Annotated in this window: 18 protein-coding genes and 6 pseudogenes; 12 read left to right on the plus strand and 12 right to left on the minus strand. The window is 64.8% G+C overall.

All coding sequences use genetic code 11. The features are described 5' to 3' along the window. Positions 1-539: 539 nt before the first annotated feature. Both DPM13_RS20915 and DPM13_RS12440 read right to left on the minus strand, forming a co-directional pair. Positions 540-917, minus strand: a complete 378-nt coding sequence (locus tag DPM13_RS20915) for a hypothetical protein (RefSeq protein ID WP_189654655.1) — start codon at positions 915-917, stop codon at positions 540-542. 5 nt (positions 918-922) lie between these two features. Further along, positions 923-1156, minus strand: a complete 234-nt coding sequence (locus tag DPM13_RS12440; protein ID WP_189654656.1) for a hypothetical protein — start codon at positions 1154-1156, stop codon at positions 923-925. A gap of 20 nt (positions 1157-1176) precedes the next feature. Between DPM13_RS12440 and DPM13_RS20920 the strand changes: the two genes are divergently transcribed. The 6 genes from DPM13_RS20920 (at position 1177) to DPM13_RS12470 (ending at position 8226) form a co-directional block, all read left to right on the plus strand. Further along, complete coding sequence (locus DPM13_RS20920; RefSeq protein WP_189654939.1) at positions 1177-1488, plus strand: hypothetical protein; 312 nt, start codon at positions 1177-1179, stop codon at positions 1486-1488. 1317 nt (positions 1489-2805) lie between these two features. Next, positions 2806-3144: a LapD/MoxY N-terminal periplasmic domain-containing protein gene (locus DPM13_RS12455; RefSeq protein WP_112888127.1), complete on the plus strand. Its 339-nt coding sequence runs from the start codon at positions 2806-2808 to the stop codon at positions 3142-3144. 140 nt (positions 3145-3284) lie between these two features. Further along, positions 3285-3578 carry an ATP-binding cassette domain-containing protein gene (locus DPM13_RS26080; RefSeq protein WP_317616307.1) on the plus strand — a complete coding sequence of 98 codons (294 nt, stop codon included), beginning with the start codon at positions 3285-3287 and terminating at the stop codon, positions 3576-3578. Positions 3579-4040: 462 nt separating this feature from the next. Next, the gene (locus DPM13_RS19795) at positions 4041-4505 is read left to right on the plus strand and encodes a hypothetical protein (RefSeq protein ID WP_145963368.1); all 465 of its coding nucleotides are present in this window, start codon (positions 4041-4043) and stop codon (positions 4503-4505) included. Positions 4506-5123: 618 nt separating this feature from the next. Further along, positions 5124-5585 carry a hypothetical protein gene (locus tag DPM13_RS19800; protein WP_145963369.1) on the plus strand — a complete coding sequence of 154 codons (462 nt, stop codon included), beginning with the start codon at positions 5124-5126 and terminating at the stop codon, positions 5583-5585. Between the two features lie 712 nt (positions 5586-6297). Beyond that, a complete protein-coding gene (locus DPM13_RS12470) occupies positions 6298-8226 on the plus strand; it encodes a calcium-binding protein (protein WP_189654657.1) in 1929 nt (642 codons plus the stop codon). 211 nt (positions 8227-8437) lie between these two features. On the opposite strand, the gene DPM13_RS12475 is transcribed toward DPM13_RS12470, so the two are convergent. Next, positions 8438-8740 (minus strand): MmgE/PrpD family protein, encoded by a 303-nt coding sequence (locus DPM13_RS12475; RefSeq protein WP_223251994.1) that lies wholly within the window; start codon positions 8738-8740, stop codon positions 8438-8440. A gap of 10 nt (positions 8741-8750) precedes the next feature. Between DPM13_RS12475 and DPM13_RS23325 the strand changes: the two genes are divergently transcribed. The 3 genes from DPM13_RS23325 to DPM13_RS12490 all read left to right on the plus strand — a co-directional run bounded on the left by DPM13_RS23325 (position 8751) and on the right by DPM13_RS12490 (position 10396). After that, on the plus strand, positions 8751-9008 hold the full coding sequence (locus tag DPM13_RS23325; protein ID WP_262983122.1) for a DUF2083 domain-containing protein: 258 nt from the start codon (positions 8751-8753) through the stop codon (positions 9006-9008). Positions 9009-9381: 373 nt separating this feature from the next. Then, positions 9382-9636 carry an AAA family ATPase gene (locus DPM13_RS12485; RefSeq protein WP_223251996.1) on the plus strand — a complete coding sequence of 85 codons (255 nt, stop codon included), beginning with the start codon at positions 9382-9384 and terminating at the stop codon, positions 9634-9636. A gap of 418 nt (positions 9637-10054) precedes the next feature. Further along, complete coding sequence (locus DPM13_RS12490; protein ID WP_223251997.1) at positions 10055-10396, plus strand: glycosyltransferase; 342 nt, start codon at positions 10055-10057, stop codon at positions 10394-10396. Here DPM13_RS12490 and DPM13_RS20925 read toward each other — a convergent pair. After that, positions 10368-10790 (minus strand): hypothetical protein, encoded by a 423-nt coding sequence (locus DPM13_RS20925; RefSeq protein WP_189654658.1) that lies wholly within the window; start codon positions 10788-10790, stop codon positions 10368-10370. The genes DPM13_RS12490 and DPM13_RS20925 overlap by 29 nt on opposite strands. A gap of 610 nt (positions 10791-11400) precedes the next feature. Here DPM13_RS20925 and DPM13_RS12505 point away from each other — a divergent pair. After that, the gene (locus DPM13_RS12505; RefSeq protein WP_189654659.1) at positions 11401-12162 is read left to right on the plus strand and encodes a helix-turn-helix domain-containing protein; all 762 of its coding nucleotides are present in this window, start codon (positions 11401-11403) and stop codon (positions 12160-12162) included. Positions 12163-12868: 706 nt separating this feature from the next. Here the strand turns inward: DPM13_RS12505 and DPM13_RS12510 are convergent. From DPM13_RS12510 to DPM13_RS12535, 5 genes and pseudogenes are all read right to left on the minus strand, one after another. Further along, positions 12869-13998, minus strand: a pseudogene (locus tag DPM13_RS12510) (IS3 family transposase). Between the two features lie 1154 nt (positions 13999-15152). After that, positions 15153-15841, minus strand: a pseudogene (locus tag DPM13_RS23330) (IS5 family transposase); the annotation flags it as partial. Between the two features lie 220 nt (positions 15842-16061). Continuing rightward, complete coding sequence (locus DPM13_RS25130; RefSeq protein WP_262983374.1) at positions 16062-16196, minus strand: hypothetical protein; 135 nt, start codon at positions 16194-16196, stop codon at positions 16062-16064. Positions 16197-16257: 61 nt separating this feature from the next. Beyond that, a pseudogene (locus DPM13_RS26085) lies at positions 16258-16338 on the minus strand (hypothetical protein); the annotation flags it as partial. Beyond that, on the minus strand, positions 16335-16736 hold the full coding sequence (locus tag DPM13_RS12535; RefSeq protein ID WP_189654661.1) for a hypothetical protein: 402 nt from the start codon (positions 16734-16736) through the stop codon (positions 16335-16337). The pseudogene DPM13_RS26085 and the gene DPM13_RS12535, both read right to left, overlap by 4 nt. Between DPM13_RS12535 and DPM13_RS12540 the strand changes: the two genes are divergently transcribed. Together DPM13_RS12540 and DPM13_RS12545 are read left to right on the plus strand one after the other, a co-directional pair. Further along, positions 16716-17909 carry a hypothetical protein gene (locus DPM13_RS12540; protein ID WP_397246371.1) on the plus strand — a complete coding sequence of 398 codons (1194 nt, stop codon included), beginning with the start codon at positions 16716-16718 and terminating at the stop codon, positions 17907-17909. The two genes, DPM13_RS12535 and DPM13_RS12540, sit on opposite strands and share 21 nt — an antisense overlap. Before the next feature lie 27 nt (positions 17910-17936). Next, positions 17937-18129 (plus strand): annotated as a pseudogene (locus DPM13_RS12545) (homogentisate 1,2-dioxygenase); the annotation flags it as partial. 835 nt (positions 18130-18964) lie between these two features. On the opposite strand, the gene DPM13_RS12550 reads toward DPM13_RS12545, so the two are convergent. From DPM13_RS12550 to DPM13_RS12560, 3 genes and pseudogenes are all read right to left on the minus strand, one after another. Continuing rightward, on the minus strand, positions 18965-19183 hold the full coding sequence (locus tag DPM13_RS12550) for a hypothetical protein (RefSeq protein WP_112888135.1): 219 nt from the start codon (positions 19181-19183) through the stop codon (positions 18965-18967). A 384-nt stretch (positions 19184-19567) separates the two neighbouring features. Beyond that, positions 19568-19765, minus strand: a pseudogene (locus tag DPM13_RS27070) (phosphate acyltransferase); the annotation flags it as partial. A 68-nt stretch (positions 19766-19833) separates the two neighbouring features. After that, a pseudogene (locus DPM13_RS12560) lies at positions 19834-20073 on the minus strand (AAA family ATPase); the annotation flags it as partial. Positions 20074-20095 lie beyond the last annotated feature (22 nt).

The raw sequence follows: 20095 nt of genomic DNA on the forward strand, positions 1-20095 counted from the left end.
AATCACCGCGAAGGTGGTGGTGCACATCATCGGAGGGGGTTCACCAAAATGACAACGACATATCGCTATACGGCCCGCCGGAAAGGCAATGGATCGGTCATCCACACCGGCACGATCGCCAAGATCTCGCGACCGAAAGGAGCATGGGCGGCCATCGGCACATCCATGACGCCGCCGCCCATCTGAAGAGCTCGGCCACGCAGGAATTGTGGCTGCAGCCCAGAGCGCGGTATCGTCACCCGGTCAAAGACCGCCTACGCCCGGCCAGCCGCCAACGCCGTACATGAGAACATACGCGCCCGTCATGCTAGAGCGCCTCGCACCGGCCTCGACCAGCCCGCGCACGGTTTCAAGCCCGCGCTGAAGCGCCGTGTCGCTGTCGCCCGTCTTATGAATCTGTCCAGCGTGCCGTAGAAGTCAGCCCGCCGGCGGTCTCCATGGTGCCGCCCCACCGCCAAGCGCCCGATTTTATTCCCATAAGGGCGGCCGCTTCAGGGCAAGGCCTTGATCTGGCAATGCGCGCGTTCTTGCAAGGAAGATCAGCCGAATGCATTGTGAAACGTCATGTCCGAATCGAGCGTCACCATCAAGGGCCAGAACGGCTCCCAACCATGCAGATGTCGTTGATGCCAGAGAAGGTCTTGCGTTGGGTCGTAGCTGTCGTGACCCAGGTTGTGATAGCCCATGGCCGAGGGGTGTTCTCGCGGTGGCGCTTGGCCATGCGGGTGCCGATCACGGTCAGCACGATGCCCAGCACCGTCGCGGCCCCCATCCAGACATGCGCCGGATCGGCGGCCGGGACGGCGAAGGACAGGCCGCGGTTGCTGACGAAGCCCAGGCCGAACAGCTCGACCGTTGCGGTCGGAGTGGGAAGACTCGGTTTCCTGCTCGATGTCGATCAGCAGCGACAGCATCATCGCGCTCACGCCCGCCCAGTCCCATTCGTCTGTGACGTATACTGGTAATGGCCGACGATCTTGCCGGAATCGGGGTCCATGGCGATGGCCGATGCGACATAGAGGTTGTCGCCCGGCCGCTGGTCGCCCAGCCACGGCGAGCCGTTGCCGACCCCCCAATAAAGCCTGCGCGCCTCGGGGTCGTAGTTGCCCGGCACCCACATGCTGCCGCCGCCGTATTTCCAGGCGTCCCCTCGCACGTATCGGGCCCGGATTGTCCTTGAGCCAGAAGAACGCGCGCGGATCGCCATCGGCAATCGCGTCGATCTCGCCGCGCTCGGCGGCGATTTCCAGCACATCGGTGGAGAAGGCGCGCCATTTCACCTCGGTCTCGCGTCATGGCGGTCACATAGCGCGCACGCCCATCTCGGCGCACGAGGAGCCGCCCAGCACCATGTCCTTGATGACCGGCCGCGATGGTCAGGGTCGAGCCGACCTTGATGTCGGAATTTTCCATGATCCAGCGTGTCTCGCCGGCTCGGCATCCATGCGCCGATATGGCCACCAACTCGGCTCGGAAGTCAGCGGCTAGATGGTCGTGACCGGCTAGGCGAAGACCATATGCTCAGATAGGACGAAGGCCACCGTCCGGGGAAAAAGCCAAGGATGATCGGTGGGCCGCCGATGACCTCCAGCAGTTCGGAGACGAGCGGCAAAGCCGAGGGCGGGAACGGGGCTACAACCCCCCGTCTGCTGCGCCACCTGTGCTGCGCCACCTGCCCCGCCAGCAGCCGGTCGAGTACGAAGCTTCAGGCCTGAAGCCTGTCGACGAGACGCGCTTGGTCATTTTCTATCCAGCAACCTGGCTCGCTCTTGTTTGCGCCACCCGATCGTCCGCTCAAGCCCTTGAACAGCCTCAACCAGCTTGTCGCGAGATACTTCAATCTGTGTTGGATGGGACTTCCATTCCTCGTGGCTTAAATTGGTATTTGATACAATTGCCCCGAGGTGAAGATCCTTTATCTGGAGCACGCCGCGCTCAGCTTCGTCCGCACCGGCCGGCGGCGTCTGGCCGTCGGCGATCCATCTGCGGCTCGGGCCTCTACTCCCTCGGGTGCCGCCTTGTCATTAGGCATCCAGGGGCGGGCCTTGTCTGCGGGGTCTGCTTCAAAGTTTGCAGGGGCTTTCCATATGTTATCCAGGAACTGCCCCTCATGCCGGGCTGCCGGGCCGACCTATGTCGTGGCCGTCGCGGTTGTGCCATGCCGTTGGCGTGTCTTGTCCTTGTCGCTGTAGCTGACGCCGGCGCCACAGGGCGAACGCGTCATGATGCCCGACCCGATTTCGCCCTGTCGTCCCCCGGCGCGGATACGCTGCAACCGCAGCAGCGGCACAGACGGGTGCACGGGAAAGGTCACGATCCCGCCACCTGGCAGGACAGTGCCGCGGTGTGGCTCCCCAGAGTTGCCAATCAGGAGGCTGATGCATCCTGGGGCAGGATGGACGGCCTCATGACATGAATGGGAGCTACTTTCCGCCGCCGATCATGGCTTCTCGTGGAGAGGTCTGACCACCTTCTTCGGAAAGCCCGCGCATGATCGCCAATCGCGTCCTGCAATTGCGGCGGGAATATCCGGACGGTCGCAAACCGCGCTGTGCCACGTCGGGCCCCCGGCACACGGCGCGGTCAATACGCCGGTCTATCGCGCCTCGACCATCCTGTTTCCGACCCTGGCGGACCATGCCGACCGCAAGTCCAGGCCGGCGCGCATGGCAGGCGGGGCGGACCCCCAGACAGCCAGCGCGGGGCTTGGCGGTGCCGGAACCGCCCGCCGGCGCGCGGCGGCACCTTGCCGATGCGGGGCATCGAGTTGTTCACCACCCTCCAGCCTCGCGCTTGCCTGAGCGTTTGGCGGAACTGATTGTCAACGCCCGCCATGCGGTGGCCGTGGCAACCCGCTCGGCCTATCAGCTCGCGCGCGAAGCGGCGCTGCGTCGCCTGCCGCCCAGCCATGGCGGCCGCGACACCATGGCCGAGGCGCTGCGCCTGACCGAGGAAATCGACGGCCTGCGCCATGTCGCGGCGCAGATGCTGGACACCGACGGCCGACCGCTGCACGCCCGCGCGCATGGCCATGTGCGCACCGGGGCCGAGGCGCCGGGCTGGTTCTCGGCGCGATGCCCGCCCCTGGAGGAGGAATCCCTGCCGGTCCGCATTGTCCCAATGTCCTGGGCTTTCTGCACGTAGCTGCCGACCCCACGGCTGATGCTCGGGCTGGGACGAAATCCGCGTCCGCCTGCCGGTGCGTTCCTGATCTGGGCTGGCGATGGTCGCGCTGGCCTATGTGCTGGCCGGCATCATCGCCGCCGCTGAATGGTGCAGTCGGCATGGCGCGGATCCAGGCGCCGCCTGTCGGTGCCGCGCCGGGCGACCGGCTGGCAGAATTCGACCGCTGCGCGCAGGGCGAACGCCGCGTCGTCCTGCTGGGCCGCAGCGGCAGCGGGAAAAGCACGCTGCTGAACGCGGCCTATGCGCGTCTTGCCCCCGAACACGCCGCGCGCATCGCGCTGGTGCCGCAGGAACACGGGCTGGTGCCGCAGCTTTCGGTCTTTCACAACACCTTATCATGGGCGCAGGACATAACGTCTGCCTACACAGGATCAGGATCGCGGCAGATATGATCCCCATCAGATCTCCTTGGCGAGCTTGCTCATGACCGAGAGCGAGGTCCAGAAAATCCTTGCCCTCGACCCCGCACCGGAGGATCTTCTGGGCGACCCGTGGGGGGCTTGTGGCCGGGCTGTGTCCGCGCTTGCGACGCGTCGCCGCTGGCCCCGTCACCCGCCTTCGACCCCGAGGCGGTGAAATGGGCGCGCAACGCCATCGCCGACATAGCATCGGCTGCACCCTGCTGACGCGCTGCGCCAGGGCCGAAGCCTCGCTGGTCCGCGTCACCGTCGCAGATCGAGGACGCCCAGACCGACGTGCGCGTGACCGACAACGGATGCGGTCCCCTGCGCAATGCGGCCCGCGTACCACCCGACGCCGGACATTGGCCAGCGGACATACGGATCGCGCCCGGGCCCTGGGCGCAGCAGCTTCCGCCGCTTGCCCTTCCCCACCTTACCAGACGAAAGGATCAAATGACCCATCACATCCCGCACGATCAGGATGCCGAGGGTGAGCGCCCTCGTATTCTGATCGTCGATGACATCGCCGCCAATCTGACGGCGATGCGCATCGTCCTAGCCGCATCGGTGCGAGATCGCCTCGGCCCTCTCGGCTCGGACGGGTGGCGGCAATGGCGGCAGAACCGCCCGCATGATGGTGGTGGACTCAGGCATCGGCCGCTACGGGATGACTTCAACCGGCCCTTCATCTTCTGCGCCGCGTCTACCCGAACTGCCGATCCTGGCTTTCCGGCATCGTATCCGTGTGCTGGCGCGGCGCGCGCTCTTGTCGGTGCGCCGACGGTGACAACAAGGACAGCCCGCCTCCGAGACTGCGACGCCTTTCCGAGGTGTCGCGCGGCGGCATATGTCGACACGCGCCGGCACCAGATCGCGCGCAGCACGTGCCCCGCCCCGGCAGCGGCGCCGGGCGCGTGACCGCGCCGAGGAGAAGGTCCGCGCATGCGCCGACGCATGTCCATGGTGACATCGCCGACGGCGCCTGCATCAGCAAACGGTGTTTCACGGCGCCCTCGGGCTTACGGCATCAACTGGGGGCGACCAGCGTGGCGACATTGGCGGCGAAATCCGGATCGACGGCGATGATGACATCGGGCGCCCAGGCCTGCACCTGCTCGGGCGAGACATTGGCCAGGCCGTCGCTGTCGGTCTGGGCGACGTTGGTGGCGCCGACGCGGGCGATGACCTCGGCATTGATCGACCTGGGGCCGCCGACATCAGCATCGGCGCATTGTCAGATAGGGACGTCGCAGCCGTGATGGTCAGGACCGGCCCGTGCGGCGCATCGGCGTCGAACAGCAGCATGGCGCCCGAGGCTTTCTCAGCGATCGGTCTCAGCGGGATGGTCCAGCCAGCCTATGTCGATGCCGACGATTTCGTTATGTCGGCCCCTGGACACTCCCAGCCCCATGCTGTCAAGGATGTAGCCAAGCCTAGACTGCCGCCGCGCCCCAGGCCAGCGACCGGATCGTCCGGATCGCCCCGCCCAGTTGGATACCGCGCCGGCGCCAAAGGAAAACCCCAGCACGCCTGCGCGTGGCGTTCATCGGAGACGAGCAGGTGTTGGGGCAAATGCCCCATTCTGCGCGCCCAGTGGTCCTCTCCTGCTCTCGCATTGTCGGGATCGCTGAACCGCTTGCCAAAGCCGCGAATCGTCCGATTGAGGCCATTGGACAGCTCAAAGGCCAGCGCGTCGGCCACGTCACGAGCAGTTTGCCGTCCTCGTTCTGTCTGGAGCCGAGCCTGCAGCATCACCATGATCGAAAAGGACCGAGCGGATGCGCGCCTGACTACGGCGCAGCGCCGCCTTATGCGGCAGCGGGTTTCGGCCACGGCGGCGATCAGGGCTATGGCAAGGTCATAAACAGAAAGCGCATGGGACAGTTGGCAGAGCGGCGGCAAAGACGAGGCTGGCTGGCACGATCCGACGTCGCGCAATGCAGATCATACGTGCTTTGTCGCAAAGCGCCGCGCGTTCTTTGTTTGAACTGGGAATGACCCGGATCGTCATCGCCCGACCGCGCTGGCCATGAACGTGCCGATGATACGTCGATTCGTCCAGTTTCAACGCGTCGGCGTACCTACAAGGCTCTGGCGCCTCGCCGCACGGCAGCCATAACCGCGACGGGCCTGCTGGGTAGTCTGCCGCTTGCCGCGCTTAGGGCTTTTCACGCCACTGGATCTGTTAGCTCGCCGCGTCGGAGCGGGTTCTGCTCTGAGCGCTGCTGCTGCTTACCGGCGGACTTCTACTGCGTTCCGACAGAACCGTGATGGGGCTGTGGGCGGCGATCACCTCAAGTCTTGCGGTATCGTTGGCTGGCGTAATTCCTGGCGGATGATGGCGCGGTACATTAGCGGTGTGGGCTGTTCCGGCTGCCCTGACGGCGCTGATCTGGCTGCCGCGGCATGGCGCAGTGACGGTTCCTTCGGCACGAGCTTTGCTCCACGGCGACCGGCGCCCCCGTGGGTGGTGGGCTGCCTGCTTCTACGTATTGCTTCGACAATCATGATCCTTAGGAGGCCCAGGGCTGGGTCGGAAAGCAATCCGCGGCTTTTGGCGGATCGGGCGTCAAGGGTGGCGGGGTATTGCTCACAGGGCTTAAAGGCGCTTGGCAGATCAATGGGCGGAGGGCAGAATTGCCCTATTTATTTGATGGCAGGGGAGCCGATAACGGTGCCAACATATTATTTGTCTGCCAATCGCCAGAGCGTGCAGGAGGAACCTTTTCTCCTGCAGATGCGCAATGGGTCTATTCTTGCCCTGTGGACCGATCTTTATCCTGACCCCGGTGCCGGCGGCACCTTTGGGGTCTATGGCCGCGCGTTGAGCAGCAACTTGAGTGCAGCAGCCGCAAGCGATAGCCGTATCAATAGCCTGACCGAGGATATTCAGAGAGCGCCTACAGGAACCAGCTTCAGCGACGGCGGCTTTGCGGTCATCTTCGAAAGCCGCGGTCCCTCCGCTGTCACCGGGCAGGACGACGCATACTATGACAGCTACATTCGCTTCTACAATGCCGACGGAACGGCCAGGGGAGCGGCGAGACAGTTAACTCCCAACACCACCGACGACCATTATGCTGCGGGCATCGTCACCTTGGCCAATGGCCAGTCAGTGACACTCGTCGCCCGTTATGAAGGCGGCGGTGATTACGACTTGCTGGCCTATCGCCATGGGCCTGGTGGCGCTCGGATTGGTCCCGCTGTGCAACTCGTAGACAATGCAGAGGTTTACGTGAACTCCCTGACCGGGGCAGGTTATATCTGGCCATCGCTCGCTGCGGGAGTGAACGGAACCTACGCGGTCAGTTGGCAGGAACGAACGCGCAGCACTGGGCCTGACGGACCTCTGGATGGGTATGCGATTTGGACGCAGGTCTATCGTGCCGACGGCTCGGCAGTGGGGCCATCTAGGGTGGTGGCGCCAGTTTCTCCCAGCAAGCATGAGGATTTCAATTTCGGCTTGGAGCAAAGTGTCCCGAAAATCGCTGGCCTGACGACTGGCCGCTGGGCACTTGCCTGGGAAGGCGAGAGCCCGGCCGGAGGAGATGTCTGGTTTCGCTTACTCAACCCCAATGGTGCCGTGGCCATGCATCCGTTTCTGGTCAACTCTGACCGCCGCGTGGGGGAGCAGACCGTGCACGATGTCGTCGACCTGGGCGCCGGCCGGGTGCTGGTCACCTATTTCAACTACGTCGAGGACGCGATCGACGATTTTTATGACGGCGGCCTGCTGATGGGGCGCGTCCTCGGGCCGAACGGATTAGCTTTGACCGGATCGTTCCGGATCAGCGAGAGTGGCTTTTATCACGAGATGTCCGGTGGCAATGCGCTGATCAACAATGCCGGGCAGATCGTAGCCTCGTTCGAAGCCGAACTGAGCTATGCCGATGATACCGACGTTCTGGGGGTAGTGCGCCCGCTGACACTACCGGCAGTACATGGCAACGCTGGCAACAACCGCATCGCTGGAACCTATGTCAATGACGTCATACTAGGCCAGGGAGGCAATGACGTGTTGCACGGCAATCGCGGTAATGATTCACTGTATGGCGGGATGGGCAACGACACCTTGTGGGGTGAAGCCGGAAACGATCTGCTGAACGACGTCGCCGGGAACAATGTCATCTATGCGGGCGCCGGGCACGACCGGGTGGTGACCGGCGCGGGGGTAGACAGGATCAATGCCGGAGCAGGTAACGACCGCATCGTCTCAGGTGCTGGTGCAGACCAGATCTTCGGGTTGCAGGGCAATGACACGATCGACGGCGGTGCAGGGAACGATATCCTTACAGGCGGAGCCGGCAACGATGTGCTCCGCGGAGGTCCGGGAAACGATATCCTCTCAGCCGACGCCGGCAACGATATCCTGAACGGGGGTGCCGGCAACGATATGCTGCGGGGGGGCATTGGCGCGGACTTGTTCATCTTCAGCGACGGTGCAGATACGATCCGAAACTTTGACCGTGCTCACGACCGGATCGACCTGCGCAGCTTCTCGGGGCTGGACAGTTGGGCCGACGTGCGCGGCCAACTGCGACAGGAAGGCGGCGTGGTCACCTTCCGCCATGGCACTGATGTGCTCCGGATCGAGGCAACCGCGCTTTCAACCCTGGGTGCGGATGATTTCCTCTGGTGACGGTCGCCTGTGGACCAGGATATTCTGGTCCTTCTGATTACCGGATTGCCTTACCTCAACGGTTTTTTCGTCTGCTCGCTGTAATGGTGTAGTTGCCCCGCGCGGCAGATGCTGGAACTCCGGAAATGGCGAAAGACCCGTAGCGGGTGCAATCCGCAAAGCAGGTGTTCGATTCCAATCGGGCTTGCCACGCCGAGAGCCCTGGCCGCTCTCATAACATCGCGACGTCGTGTTCACTCCGTTCGCGATCCCACGCCGGGCTGGGCGCGCCCTCGCCGCGCATCACCCGGTCCACCGCCTCGACGGCCATCTTGCCGGCGAAGGCGGGGGCGAAGGCCTTCCAGGACGAAATCTCGCCCTTGCGGCTTTGGCGTGTGGTGGTGGTGACATGCAGCGCCTGCTGCACGGCCTGATAGATGGTCTCCGTGGGCAGGTTCAGGGCCGTGCCGATCCCGGCCGCGGCCGAGGGGCCGAGATGGGCGATATGGTCGGGGCGGTATGGCGCCCCGGTCAAGACCTTTGCCGTGGCCCTGGGCTGCGACCTGGCCCATGCCGACCGGCTGATCTATGCCCGCGGGCTGGACCTGAAGAACCCCGACCTGGCGGTGCGCATCGGGCCGGGCTGCAAGGTCTGCGAACGGACCGCCTGCCCGCAGCGCGCCTTTCCCATGGTCGGCCGGCCGCACGAACCCGCGTTGCCCGCCTTCGACGCGGACGGAAAGATGCGGGTGCGGTCATCCGCCAGCTACGGCGTCCGGGGCGGAACTGGTCCGGGTTTTTAGCGGTCGAAGCTAAGCTAAGACCCTTCGGATCTCATGGATCTCCTCCGCGGAATATTTTCGGCGCCCGCCAGGACCCATCTCAACTTCGGGGATTCGGCCCTCGTGATGGGCCTTTCTTAGATACCCATCCGCGACGCCGAGGTAATAGCTCGCTTCACCGGCTGAAGGAATAGCTCGCTTCACCGGCAGAAGGCTGGCGCCAACTCAAATAGTGATCGGAGCCGACTGAGGTATAGATGCATGCCTCAGCCAGTCTCTCGGTGTATCGGATCGACAGAGATCGGGCTGCCCCGATCACTGGTGCATCGACCAGCTGAAACATCGAGAATGGCCGCCAGCGTGCAGAACGGTAGGACCCGTTTATCGCCGTCCGGTGCTGGTCGGCGCGAATAACTGCGGCAAGACTACGGTGATCGAGGCGCTAGCGCTGCTGTTCGGCCGCGACCGGATGATCCGCCAGCTGACCGAGCATGAATTGCACAGCAGCAACCCGCAGCCAGCAGATCGCATCCGACTGATCGCAACGGTGATTGGGTTCCATGACGACGATCCGGCCCAGCACGCCACGTTCCAGAAGCTGCATGGTGATGATGAAGATGTGGCGACGGGCACCTTCCTCCGCGCGTAGCGACCGGCATGGAGGCTCGCCTGCCAGATCGCCATCTGGCGCGGTCCACCGGCCGTCGCCGACGTGGACGACACAGCGCTATTCCAGACGAGAATGTCCTGAAATACGACGACGAGACGGCGACCTATCCCGCCCGGCGATCAGCGACGCGGTTTCGAGCTTGAGGCCCAGGGCCGGGTGACCGACAGGGTCGTTGGGGGCCGGGTTCATCCCGGCTCGCTTTCCCGTCAGCGCCGGACTTGCGGATAGGTGATGCAGCCGACAGATAGCGCGCCGGAAGCGAGATCAGCAGGACGACCGGCTCTTGCCGAATGTCGACCGCTCAGATCAGGAACTGCGCCGCTGTAGCCGGTCGAACCCAACGCTGCATCTGCGGGTGACAAACAACGCGATATCCGATGGACTGCTCGAGTCCGTCGTGTCGCATTATTCGCACACGGGGCGGGCGATCAGCTGCGCGCTGAAACAGGCGCAGGAGGAGCGCGCCTTTCGCTTCAGCTTGCCGGTGATCTGCTCGGGCATCGGCGGCATGGCCGAGATGGTGGCGCATGGCACGACCGGCCTGCATGTCCCCCCGGGCGATCCCCGCGCCCTGGCCGAGGCGATGCGCACCGCCGCCAGCGGTCCGACCCATGCCGATGGCGCGCGCGGCGGACCGGCGGCGCGCAGACCTGTGCACGAAGGTGGCGTCCTACCTCGGTGCCGCTGCTGTTCGATGCGGGCCACATGGCCTAAAGCGTCAGCAAGCTGTTCCAGGTGAACGACATCGAGACGATTGCAGCGGTGATGCACGAGTTCGTGCTGATCCCGAGGGCAGGACGGCTTCTGAATGGCCGGCTCTCCTTGTCCGAGCCGTCGACTGCATCAGAGTTGGGCCGCGGCAGAGGAAGGTCGGTTCGACGCCCAGAATCGACGTGCCGATGCCCATGGCGGGTCTGTCGTGCGAGCCGGACAACGGCACGGATAAGCTGCGCGCCCGGATCAGCATGACGCTCGCCACGCGGCCGCAGTGCACGCATCACGTCATGCGCGGCCGAGCCCTGGATCACACCGGCGCTGTTCGGGGTCGGGTTGTGCATGCTGGTACGCTCTGCCGGCAGGGCCTGCTGCAAAAGCCCCTGGGGCAGCGCATTGTACGGGTTCTCGAACGCCACGAGGCGGCAGGCGCCCCGTCCACCGTCCAGGCGCCTCCGTGCAGGTCGAAGTGATTGGCGATCCGCCCGGCGATGGTATTGGCGAGCCCGCCGGCCAGACTTTCTTCGTTAGGGTCAGGGAAGTCACCTGGAGGCCGACATCACCTGGGTTCTGCTGCCCGGCAACCACGACAGCCTGGCTGCGACCGAACTGTGGCGGCGCATCGCCTCGGACGGGCCGCCGAACCTGCGCGCCATGACCAGCCCGGAGCCGGTGGAGCTGGCCCCCGGCGCAATGCTGACACAAGAGTGCGAGCCATGACTTCTTCATCGCCGATCGAGTACAGGCCAAGCGAACACATGCAAGAATCTAACCTCCACCCATACACTATCGAGCTGCTGCACCGTTCCCCGCCCATCTCGAGAGAACTGGCGCAGGTGCGGCAGATGTGGCCATCCTAGACCCACGCTTCGACCCCCACCCCACATGACGATTTGGTACTGAAGTGGTACTGAAGGGATGCACCAGCTCTGAAATCTGCGATCGACCGCCAGCTCTGCCAATGACACGCCATCCGCCCATCGTGTAGGTTTCCTGAGGTAATCGCGCCGCCCGAATGCAAATCATCCTTTGGCTCTTCTGGCAGCCCGCCGCGCGCGGGGCATGACGCAGGGCAACGTCGCGCGGGCGACGGGGATCAGCGTGCCGACGTTGCGGGCGCTGGAACGGGGCGAGGGTGGGCTTGGCCCATTGGTTGCGATCATGGGGGTGCTGGGCCTGCGCTGGGGATGGGTTCCACATGGCGAGGATGCGGCGGCTGCCCTGGCGGGGCGGCGCAAGGCGCGGGGAATCAGCCAGGCGGAACTGGCACGGCGGATCGGCTGCAGTCGACCGACGCTGATCGCGCTGGAGCGCAGGCTCGCAGGCAGCGTCGCGACCCTGGCTCGGGCGCTGCAGATCCTGGGGCTGCGGCCGATGCTGCGCGGCGTGGCACCGGTCGGGCGCGGCCTGGTGCCGGCACGCAACGCGCCGGCTCGGGACCTGGTGATGACGCCGCCGGAACTTGCAGCCGCGGTAATCGGGCATTTCGCCCCGGGCCTGAGCGGCAGCGTGCTCGATCCGGCGCGGGGGCAGGGGGCGTTCTACGATGGCTTTCCGGCCCATCTCGATCGGCACTGGTGCGAGATCGGCGAGGGCCGGGACTTCTTCGACTGGCGCCAGCCGGTCGACTGGGTGATGACCAATCCGCCCTGGTCGCGGCTGCGGGAGTTCACCCTCCATGCCATGCGGATTGCACCGAACATCGTCTGGCTGGCGCCGCTGACGAACTTGACGACCGGGCGCGGTTGCGCGATCTCGAGGCGCACGGCTTCGGCATCGCCGAACTGGTGAAGATCGACACCCCGCGAGGCTGGCCGCAAAGCGGGTTCCAACTAGTCGCGGCACATCTGCGCAAGGGTCACGCCGGCAGCTGGACGGTGTCGCGGCCGGGGGTATGAGGCCTCGTGCATGGCTCCGGCGGTGAAAGCGTCGGAGCAGCGCATGAAGAAATGAACATCCCTTCAAATCTTCAATTGAACATGCCGCGCAGGGGTGCGTGAGAATGGCAGGACGGGACAGAGGTTCGTCCTGCTGCTGAGGCCATTCCGGCGGCTGCCCTTCGCTTGCCCGGCCAGGAGGACCTCCGATGCACACCCCGGGCGTTCCGGATCGCGCGCGGTGCTGCTGTTTTCGCCTGAGGGGGCGGCCTGTGCTGGCCGGCGCCTATCGCGTGTCCGAGCAGCCGGCCAGCGCCAGCCCCCAGGCGGGTTTGGGCAGCGTAGCCGCACCGGTTGGCGCTGCAAATTCTGCCGCCAGAGCCCCTTGCATTCCGGCCGCGTCGCCGGGTTACACTCGCCACCCCCCCCACGGTCGCCAGTTGCGCCAGTCGGGAAACGCAGTTCGGACAAATGCTTTCGCCCTCACTCCGACGACTTCCTCATCGATCTTGCTGGCACCGAGAGACGCGGGTGCCTTCGCGGACGGTATGAGCTTGCCCAGGGAACGTCCCGGAGCAAGATTGGACCTGTCCCGGTTTCGTTCCGGTCAGGTGCTCATGTTAAGCGGCCCTCTGTTCGAAGGCCACGGGTGATTTCCAGCCGAGGGCTGAGTGTTTGCGGCGCGGATTGTAGAAGCCATTGATGTATTCGAAGAGGGCGATCTCGACGTCGCGCCGGGTGTGCCAGTCGCGCCTCCAGACCAGTTCGGCCTTCAGCGACTTGAAGAAGCTCTCGACGGCCGAGTTATCATAGCAATTGCCCTTGCCGCTCATTGATACCTTGAACCCGCTTTTGCGCAGAAGTTTCTGGTAGTCATGGGCGCAGTATTGCGCGCCGCGATCCGTGTGGTGAATGCAGCTTGGTGGCGGGCTGCGCAGAGCAACAGCCATGTTCAGCGCTCGGATTGCCAGATCCTGCTTCATCCGGTTGCTGATAGCCCAGCCAATCACGCGCCTCGAGAACAGGTCGATGATGACGGCCAGATAAACCCAGCCCTCACGCGTCCAGATGTAGGTGATGTCGCCCGCCCATTTCTGGTTCGGCCCGCTCGCCGAAAAGTCCTGTTGCAAGAGGTTCGGCGCGATGTTGAAGGCGTGATCGCTGTCGGTGGTGCGCTTGAACTTCCGGCTGCGGATGATGCGAATGCCATTCTGGCGCATCAGACGGCCTACCCGGCGCTGTCCGACCCGCAGGCCCAGCTCGTTCAGCTCCTCGGTCATACGCGGCCTGCCGTAGCTGCCCAGGCTCAGCCGATGCTGTTCGCGGATATGGGCCAGGATCACCATGTCGCGCCGCTGACGGATGGACGGGGGCCTGCGCAGCCACGCGCGCAACCCGCGATCCGTTACGCCCATCATGCGACAAAGATGGCTGCACGAAAGGCTGCCCCGATAGCTGGCAATGAACTGAAACTTCACGGCTTTTGAGCCGCGAAGAACTGAGCCGCCTTTTTTAATACTTCCCTCTATTCCCGCAATATACGGTTCTCTTTCCGCAGCCGTTCATTCTCGCGCAGAAGATCGGCATCCCGTTCCGGCACCTTCGCCTCATCGGAAATCGCCCGTATCCACTTGCCGAGCGTCGAAAGCCCGACCCCAAGATCAGACGCAACCTGACGCCGTGTCAGGCCGCTGGTGAGTGCAATGCGAACCGCATCACGCTTGAACTCGTCGCTGTGTGTCGCTGCCATATCCTGTCTCCTTTGAAGAGAGCATCGCTCTCAGAAGACCGGAACGAAACCGCGACAGGTCCACACTAAGGCATGACCAGCAAGTCCGGGCGGATGAGTCGTCGTTCAAGGGCTCTACACCGCGCCGGAGGCCGCACGGCTCCTGATGATCTCGTTCGGCGAGGAGAGCCGCGGTGGCTCGAGCGGCACGCCCATGCCGCGGAGGCCAGACGATGGTCATAGACCCGCTGTGGCGCCCCCGGTTCGGGAAGACCGATGTCGCTGTCCCTCAGCTTCCGAAACCTGATCGAAGCCTTCGCTTCGTCAAGGCGTTTCTCGATAGGGGCTAGAGCCTGCCAGGCAGTCCGCGCCTGCCTGAACCTGGCGAACCGACATCCGCCACGTCTGGGCCCCCTTCGTCGCACCGGGCAGCTTTCCGCCGCGGCAAGCCCATGCTGCCTGGAAGGTGCATCGCCGTCGCCGAGATCTTCGGCGCAGAAGATCTTCGCAAGAACCAATACGCGTTCAAGTCGGTGTTAACCGCACCTTCAAGGATCGGACATCGAGGCCGACGAGGTCCTGGGTGGCGAGCCTTCCACGGCAAGGGCTCGATCGTGATCGACCCTGAACGGTCCTTCGGACAACCCGTCGCGGCTGCCTTCGGGGTGCACACCGAAGCATGGCGGACGCCGTGCGGGCCGAACCGTCAGTGGCGCGGGTGGCAGCACTCTATGAAGTGGACAGATCGGTCGTCGTGGACGCCGTGAAGCATCGCGAGGAGCTGGCCGCAGCTTGAGGGTCAGGTGGACGAGAATCTGCCTCCGGCCCTGGCACGCGCGCTGGCCGAACTGTTCAGGGGCCAGCATGAAGGTCGTTGTCATGCATCGCAGATAAGGGCGGGGCGTGAAAGACGACGACAGCGATCAATATGGCCGTCGCGGCTTCGCAGGACGACGGAATGCGTGTCGCCATGATAGTCGATCAACGACATCAAGGCCAATCCCGGCCTGCGTGCGGGCACCGGCCTGCGTGCGGGCACCGCTGCGGCGGTATCGGACCCCACCTTGTTGTCGGCTTGGCTTGGCAAGGAAATCGACACCGAGATTCGCGTCGTGCCCTTCGATGGTGAGGGCGAGGTCCTGGCAGCGATCCTGGGAGGTCATATCGATCTGATCTTCGACGACCCAGCGATGCTTTCCGAGATGGGCGCTGCTTTCGACACCCTTTCGGGCGATGCGATGCTTGATACTACGTTTGCTGCAAGCCCGGCGGCAGCGGGCATAGTCGTAGCCCTTGTCCGCATGGAGCTTGCCGGGCCGCTTGCGTGGCCGTCCCCGCTTACCTTGGACAGGAGGAATGGCATCAAGCAAAGGCTCAAGCATTCTACTATCGTGGAGGTTGGCGCCGCTGAGACGCACCGTCAGGGGAATGCCCCGCCTGTCAGTGATGATGTGGCGCTTCGTGCCGGGGCGGCCGCGATCCGTCGGGTTCGGCCCGATGACGTCGCCCCCTTTTTTGCCGCGATGGACGCACTGTCCATGCAGGCCCGGCTCCAGTCCAGGTGACCGGCGCGGTGCAACTGGTGCAGCAAGGTCCGATGCAACTGGTCCCAGATCCCGGCCAACTGCCAATCTCTGAGCCTTCGCCAGCATGTCACACCTGAGCCACAGCCCATCTCGGCGGGCAACATCCGCCAAGGGATACCGCTCATCAGGACAAAGAGGATCCCGGCCAGGGCAGCACGGTCCGATATCCGAGGCCGCCCGCCTTTCGAGGACAGAGATATGGGTGGCAGCAAGGGTTCGATCATGGCCCAAAGGCCACAGGTTTGGCGACCTGCATTGCTCACAGTGGTTACGAGCATAGTTATCTTCCCGCCCCCGAAAATCAAAGCTCCGCCCATATCAAGAACGCATCTCTGCCAACGCTGATGTCATGTGCCTCCGATCCTTGCGCTCTCACCAGATCGAGGCGCAGATACGAATTGGTCATTCGGGAGGGGTCGATGTTCGAACTGAACCAGTTGCGCAGCTTCGTTGCCATCGCCACAGAGATGCGGCCGCTTTATATCATTCTATGCCGGTCTAATCGCTCCGAAAGCGGGCCAATTCGCCTTCGACCTGGGAATAGCCGGGGAACGGGTCCTCGGCGGTCCAGCCCTTGAGAAAGGCGAGGGTCGAGATGAAGCCGCCGATCCCCACCAGGATCCAGCTGTCCATGCCGGCTCCAGCCCATGTGCCCGGCCGGCTGGTCGAAGACCACCGCCGCCAGCGGGATGAAGATGGCCAGCCCCAGCCCTTCGAACATCAAGGCGTGGCGGATACGGTCGGGAAGGCTGCGGGTCTGCATGATACGTCTCATTCCTGCACGGTGCAGTTCACAGCAACAAATACTCGGGGCTGGCCACCGCTGTAGGACGTCCGATCGAGGTTGCCTTGCCACCGCATCACCATCCGGTGCAGACCGGCGCTGGGCTTCGGCGAGGATATGCGATCAATTCCGGGCACTGGCACGGACCCGATTGCAAAGGAAAACAGCATGATCGTTAAGCCCGCCGCCCTGAAACCAGGCCGCCGCACCGTGATCGGTATGGGACTGGGCCTTGCCAGCTGCCTGTCCGCGATCCGGCGCAAGCTGAAGCGCAGCGATAGACCGCGTCGGCAGTAGCCGAGATCTGGGCGGCCGAGACATTCCAGAGCAGCCTGCATGCCGATGACGAATGGGCCTATGTCGCGGCGCTGCACACCGACCGGGCGCATCCCCATGTCCACATCGTGGTGAACAATCGGGGCGTGGCGAACGACAGCTGGTTCTACATGGCCCGCGGCCACGCCTTCGAGATCCAGGCCATGAAGGAGCGCATGGTCGAGATCGCCGCCTCGCGCATCGACCGAGGCAAGCTGACCTATGGTCCGTCGCGGGCGGAACTGGAACGCGCCTTGCGCGAAGGCCGCGCGGTGCGGGAAAAGCCGTTGCAGGGACAGGCCCTGCACGAGGCCATGACGCAGATCGCGGCGAATATCGTCACGCTGCGGCTGTTCTCGTCCATGGCCCGGCAGGTGCGGGACAGCGCGCTGGCCGCGAAGATCGCGCATGCCGCCGAGGTGCTGTCACGCGGCGGGATCGTTGAACCATTGCAGGAGGAACCGATGGAAGCCCAGGCCATTCAGACGCGCGGCGACCTGGCCGCCTATTACGACCGCTGGCTCGACAATGCCGAGCGTGGCATCGACCGGCTGCCCGAGGCCGAGCGGGCCGATCTGCGCCGCGCGCTCTACGAGGCTGCGGCCAGCGTCTCGCGCGAGTTGGGCGATGATCGCGGCGCGGCGCTGATGCAGGAGCCGGCGCGTGAGCCGGTGCACGGCACGCAGATCGGCGCGCGGCCATTGCCCGCCGGGCTGCGCAACCGCTGGCCCCCGAGTTGTCGCGGCGCTGCGCTACGCCATCGCCGAGGAAGCGGGGCGGATCGGCCTCGACCGGCCGCGGTCACCGAGCGCATGACGCAGCGCGCGGCGAACGCCTGGCAAGAGCGCGACTGGACGCGCAAGGCCTCCTCGCGGTGGCTCGACCAGCGCCTGGATCTGGTCAGCGACACCGGGCGCCGGCGCCCGCCATTCGGGGGATTTCACCATGGCGTCGATGGCAGCCTGGAGCGCCGCAACATCGGCCTCTGCCCGGGGCTTGGCGCGATGCCGAGAGCCTGCGCGCGCACGGCGACGGTCGCGTTCCAGAACGACGACCATGCCGCGCGCTTTGCCAGGGACCTGAAGGAGCGCTACGGCGACGACCTCATGGCGCGGCTGGCACGCGGCGACGACCGCGCGCTGGCCCTCGACATTGCCGATCCCGCGGACCACCGGCACCGTGCACGCGATCGCGGCCGCAGCCGAGCGCCACGAAGGCATGGGCATGACGCTGAGCCAGGTGGATGAGGCAACGCTTCAAGGAACGCGAGGCGGGGGGTGATAGACCTGGAACGCGAAGGAGATCGGCATCATCCCGCGCGGCCTCGTCTATCGGGTCGAGGTGCTGGAGGGCCCGGCCCGCGGCTTCGTCTGCGAGAACTACGGCCAGAAGTTCGAACTGCCCGGGCGCGGCCCGATCGGTGCGAACTGCATGGCGAACACCCGCGACTTCAAGTGCCCCGTCGCCCGGCACCTGCCGAGATAGCGGCAGTTGACCGCAGTCCCGCCGTGGGCTCACACGAGCGCGGCGTCTAGGGGCTCGTAAGCGAGTGCTGTGGGCAGTGCCGCCCCATGGGGGCCGGGGCACCGGCACCCTGGCCAGAAGAAAACCGCTGCGGTCCGTCCAGAATGGCGGCGCGCATCAGGGAAGCTTCGATCATGGCTGTCCTTTCGGAACCGAATGGGGGGCGGCGCCGCTTTGTCCGGGGTGGCAGAACAGCCCGGCAAGCGCGGCATCGGGACGAATGCAGTCCGGCCGATCACGCCCGAGCTGTTCTTTACCTATGACATGCTGACGCCGGCGCTGCGGCCGGCGTCAAGGCTGGTACAGGACCTCGCCGACCGCGTCCGACGTAGTTCGAGGATCCGAAGGACAGCAGGCTCATAGCCCAAGAGCAGCATTCTCGGCAGATGCTTCCCAAACGGTTCGCCGGTAAATCTTGCACGTTGTCGTAATGCGTTGTCGCATGCGATTTGGTGGTGTACAGCATTTCTATGTGGATTAAATACTTGACGCTATCATTGATGACATGCGTTTTTAGACCCATGCCGGATCAGCAGGCGTCTCCCACCTTGCTACAGGCTTTCCCTGGCAAGGAAGACGCTGCATGGGACCCGCAACAGACGGAACCCGAAGGATCCTGCCCGGACTTCTGCCACAAGTGGCGCGAACCGCTGCCCGCCGCCTGCTGTGCCGTCCTTTCACCGCGGCCGTCCACGCAGCAGCACCTTGGGGCGGTTCAGGACCCCGTCCTGCTCTGCCTCTGCCGGCCGGGTGCAGGGCGCGGCGTCACGGTCTCCAGTCAGGCAGCGGCTTGCGGGAACAGGACCGTGGCCTCCAGATACAGATGCGCGACCACGTCGTCGCACGAGCTTGCGCAAACCGGTGGGCCGACGACGTTGCAGCTGTTATCGGCCAATGCGATGCGCGTGGTAATCGCCTGATGGCAGGCGGCATCTGGTTCAACCTGAACCATGGCCGCCTTGCGCCGGGTGGGGGCATCTTCGTGTTGATCGGCCATTTCCCGGGGTGGTCGGCGGCGCTAGCCGAACCATGGCTGCCCGCCTACCGGCTGGGCCTTTACGGCGCGCTGCTGCTGACAGCGCGCGCGACTGCTGACGATCTTTTTTTCGTCACCTCACTTCTGGCGCTGACCGGCCTGCTGGTGCCGGGCGTCCTGGGGCGGACGATGCTGTTGGGCTCAAGCCCGGTGAAATCGTCCGCTGCTGATCGCGGTCCGCTCCTGCGGCGGCTCGGCGCCCTCGAGGATATTCAGCGCATACCAGAAGGCCGCTCCGCCGCTGCTGGGGTCGATGCCGACCGAGACGGTCGCATAGCCGCTGCGGGCCTTTTCCTGCTGCCACCACAACACGAAATCCGTGTCGTTGCCGCCGGTGATCGCGGGCATATCCTCGACCGAGCATCCGCGCGACAGGTCGTTCGCGGGCTTTGCGAGGCCCTGCAGGATGGGGCCGATGGCGGTCAGCCCGCCCAGGCGCTGCGCGATCTTGTAGCCGATGTTGCCCGAGGCGAGGTCGGGGAAGACGAACACGTTCGGCCGCCCCGACAGCCGGCTACCCGGCGCCTTCCTGGCCCGGATCGGTCGAGGATTGCGCGCAGGTGTTCGACGCGCTTCTCGGCCCCGGCGCGGCGGCTGCACCATGGCCGCGCCTCCGCGACCACGCCCAGCAGGTTCGAGGTCATCAGCAGGAACTGGCACATGGACATCACGTCCAGCATCTGCGGATGCACGGTGACAAGGATGGCGGTGGCGGCCGACAGCGCGGACATGGTCAGGAACCCCAACTGCGGCGGGCAGTCGATCACCACGACATCGTAATCCGCCTCGACTTCGGCGAGAACGTCGCCAATCCTGGTAAAGAAGTAGTTACCCGAGCGTTCGCGCAACGCCATGGTCGAGCGCCGCGCGCAC

It is taken from the genome of Paracoccus mutanolyticus, assembly GCF_003285265.1.
Classification (GTDB): Bacteria; Pseudomonadota; Alphaproteobacteria; order Rhodobacterales; family Rhodobacteraceae; genus Paracoccus; species Paracoccus yeei.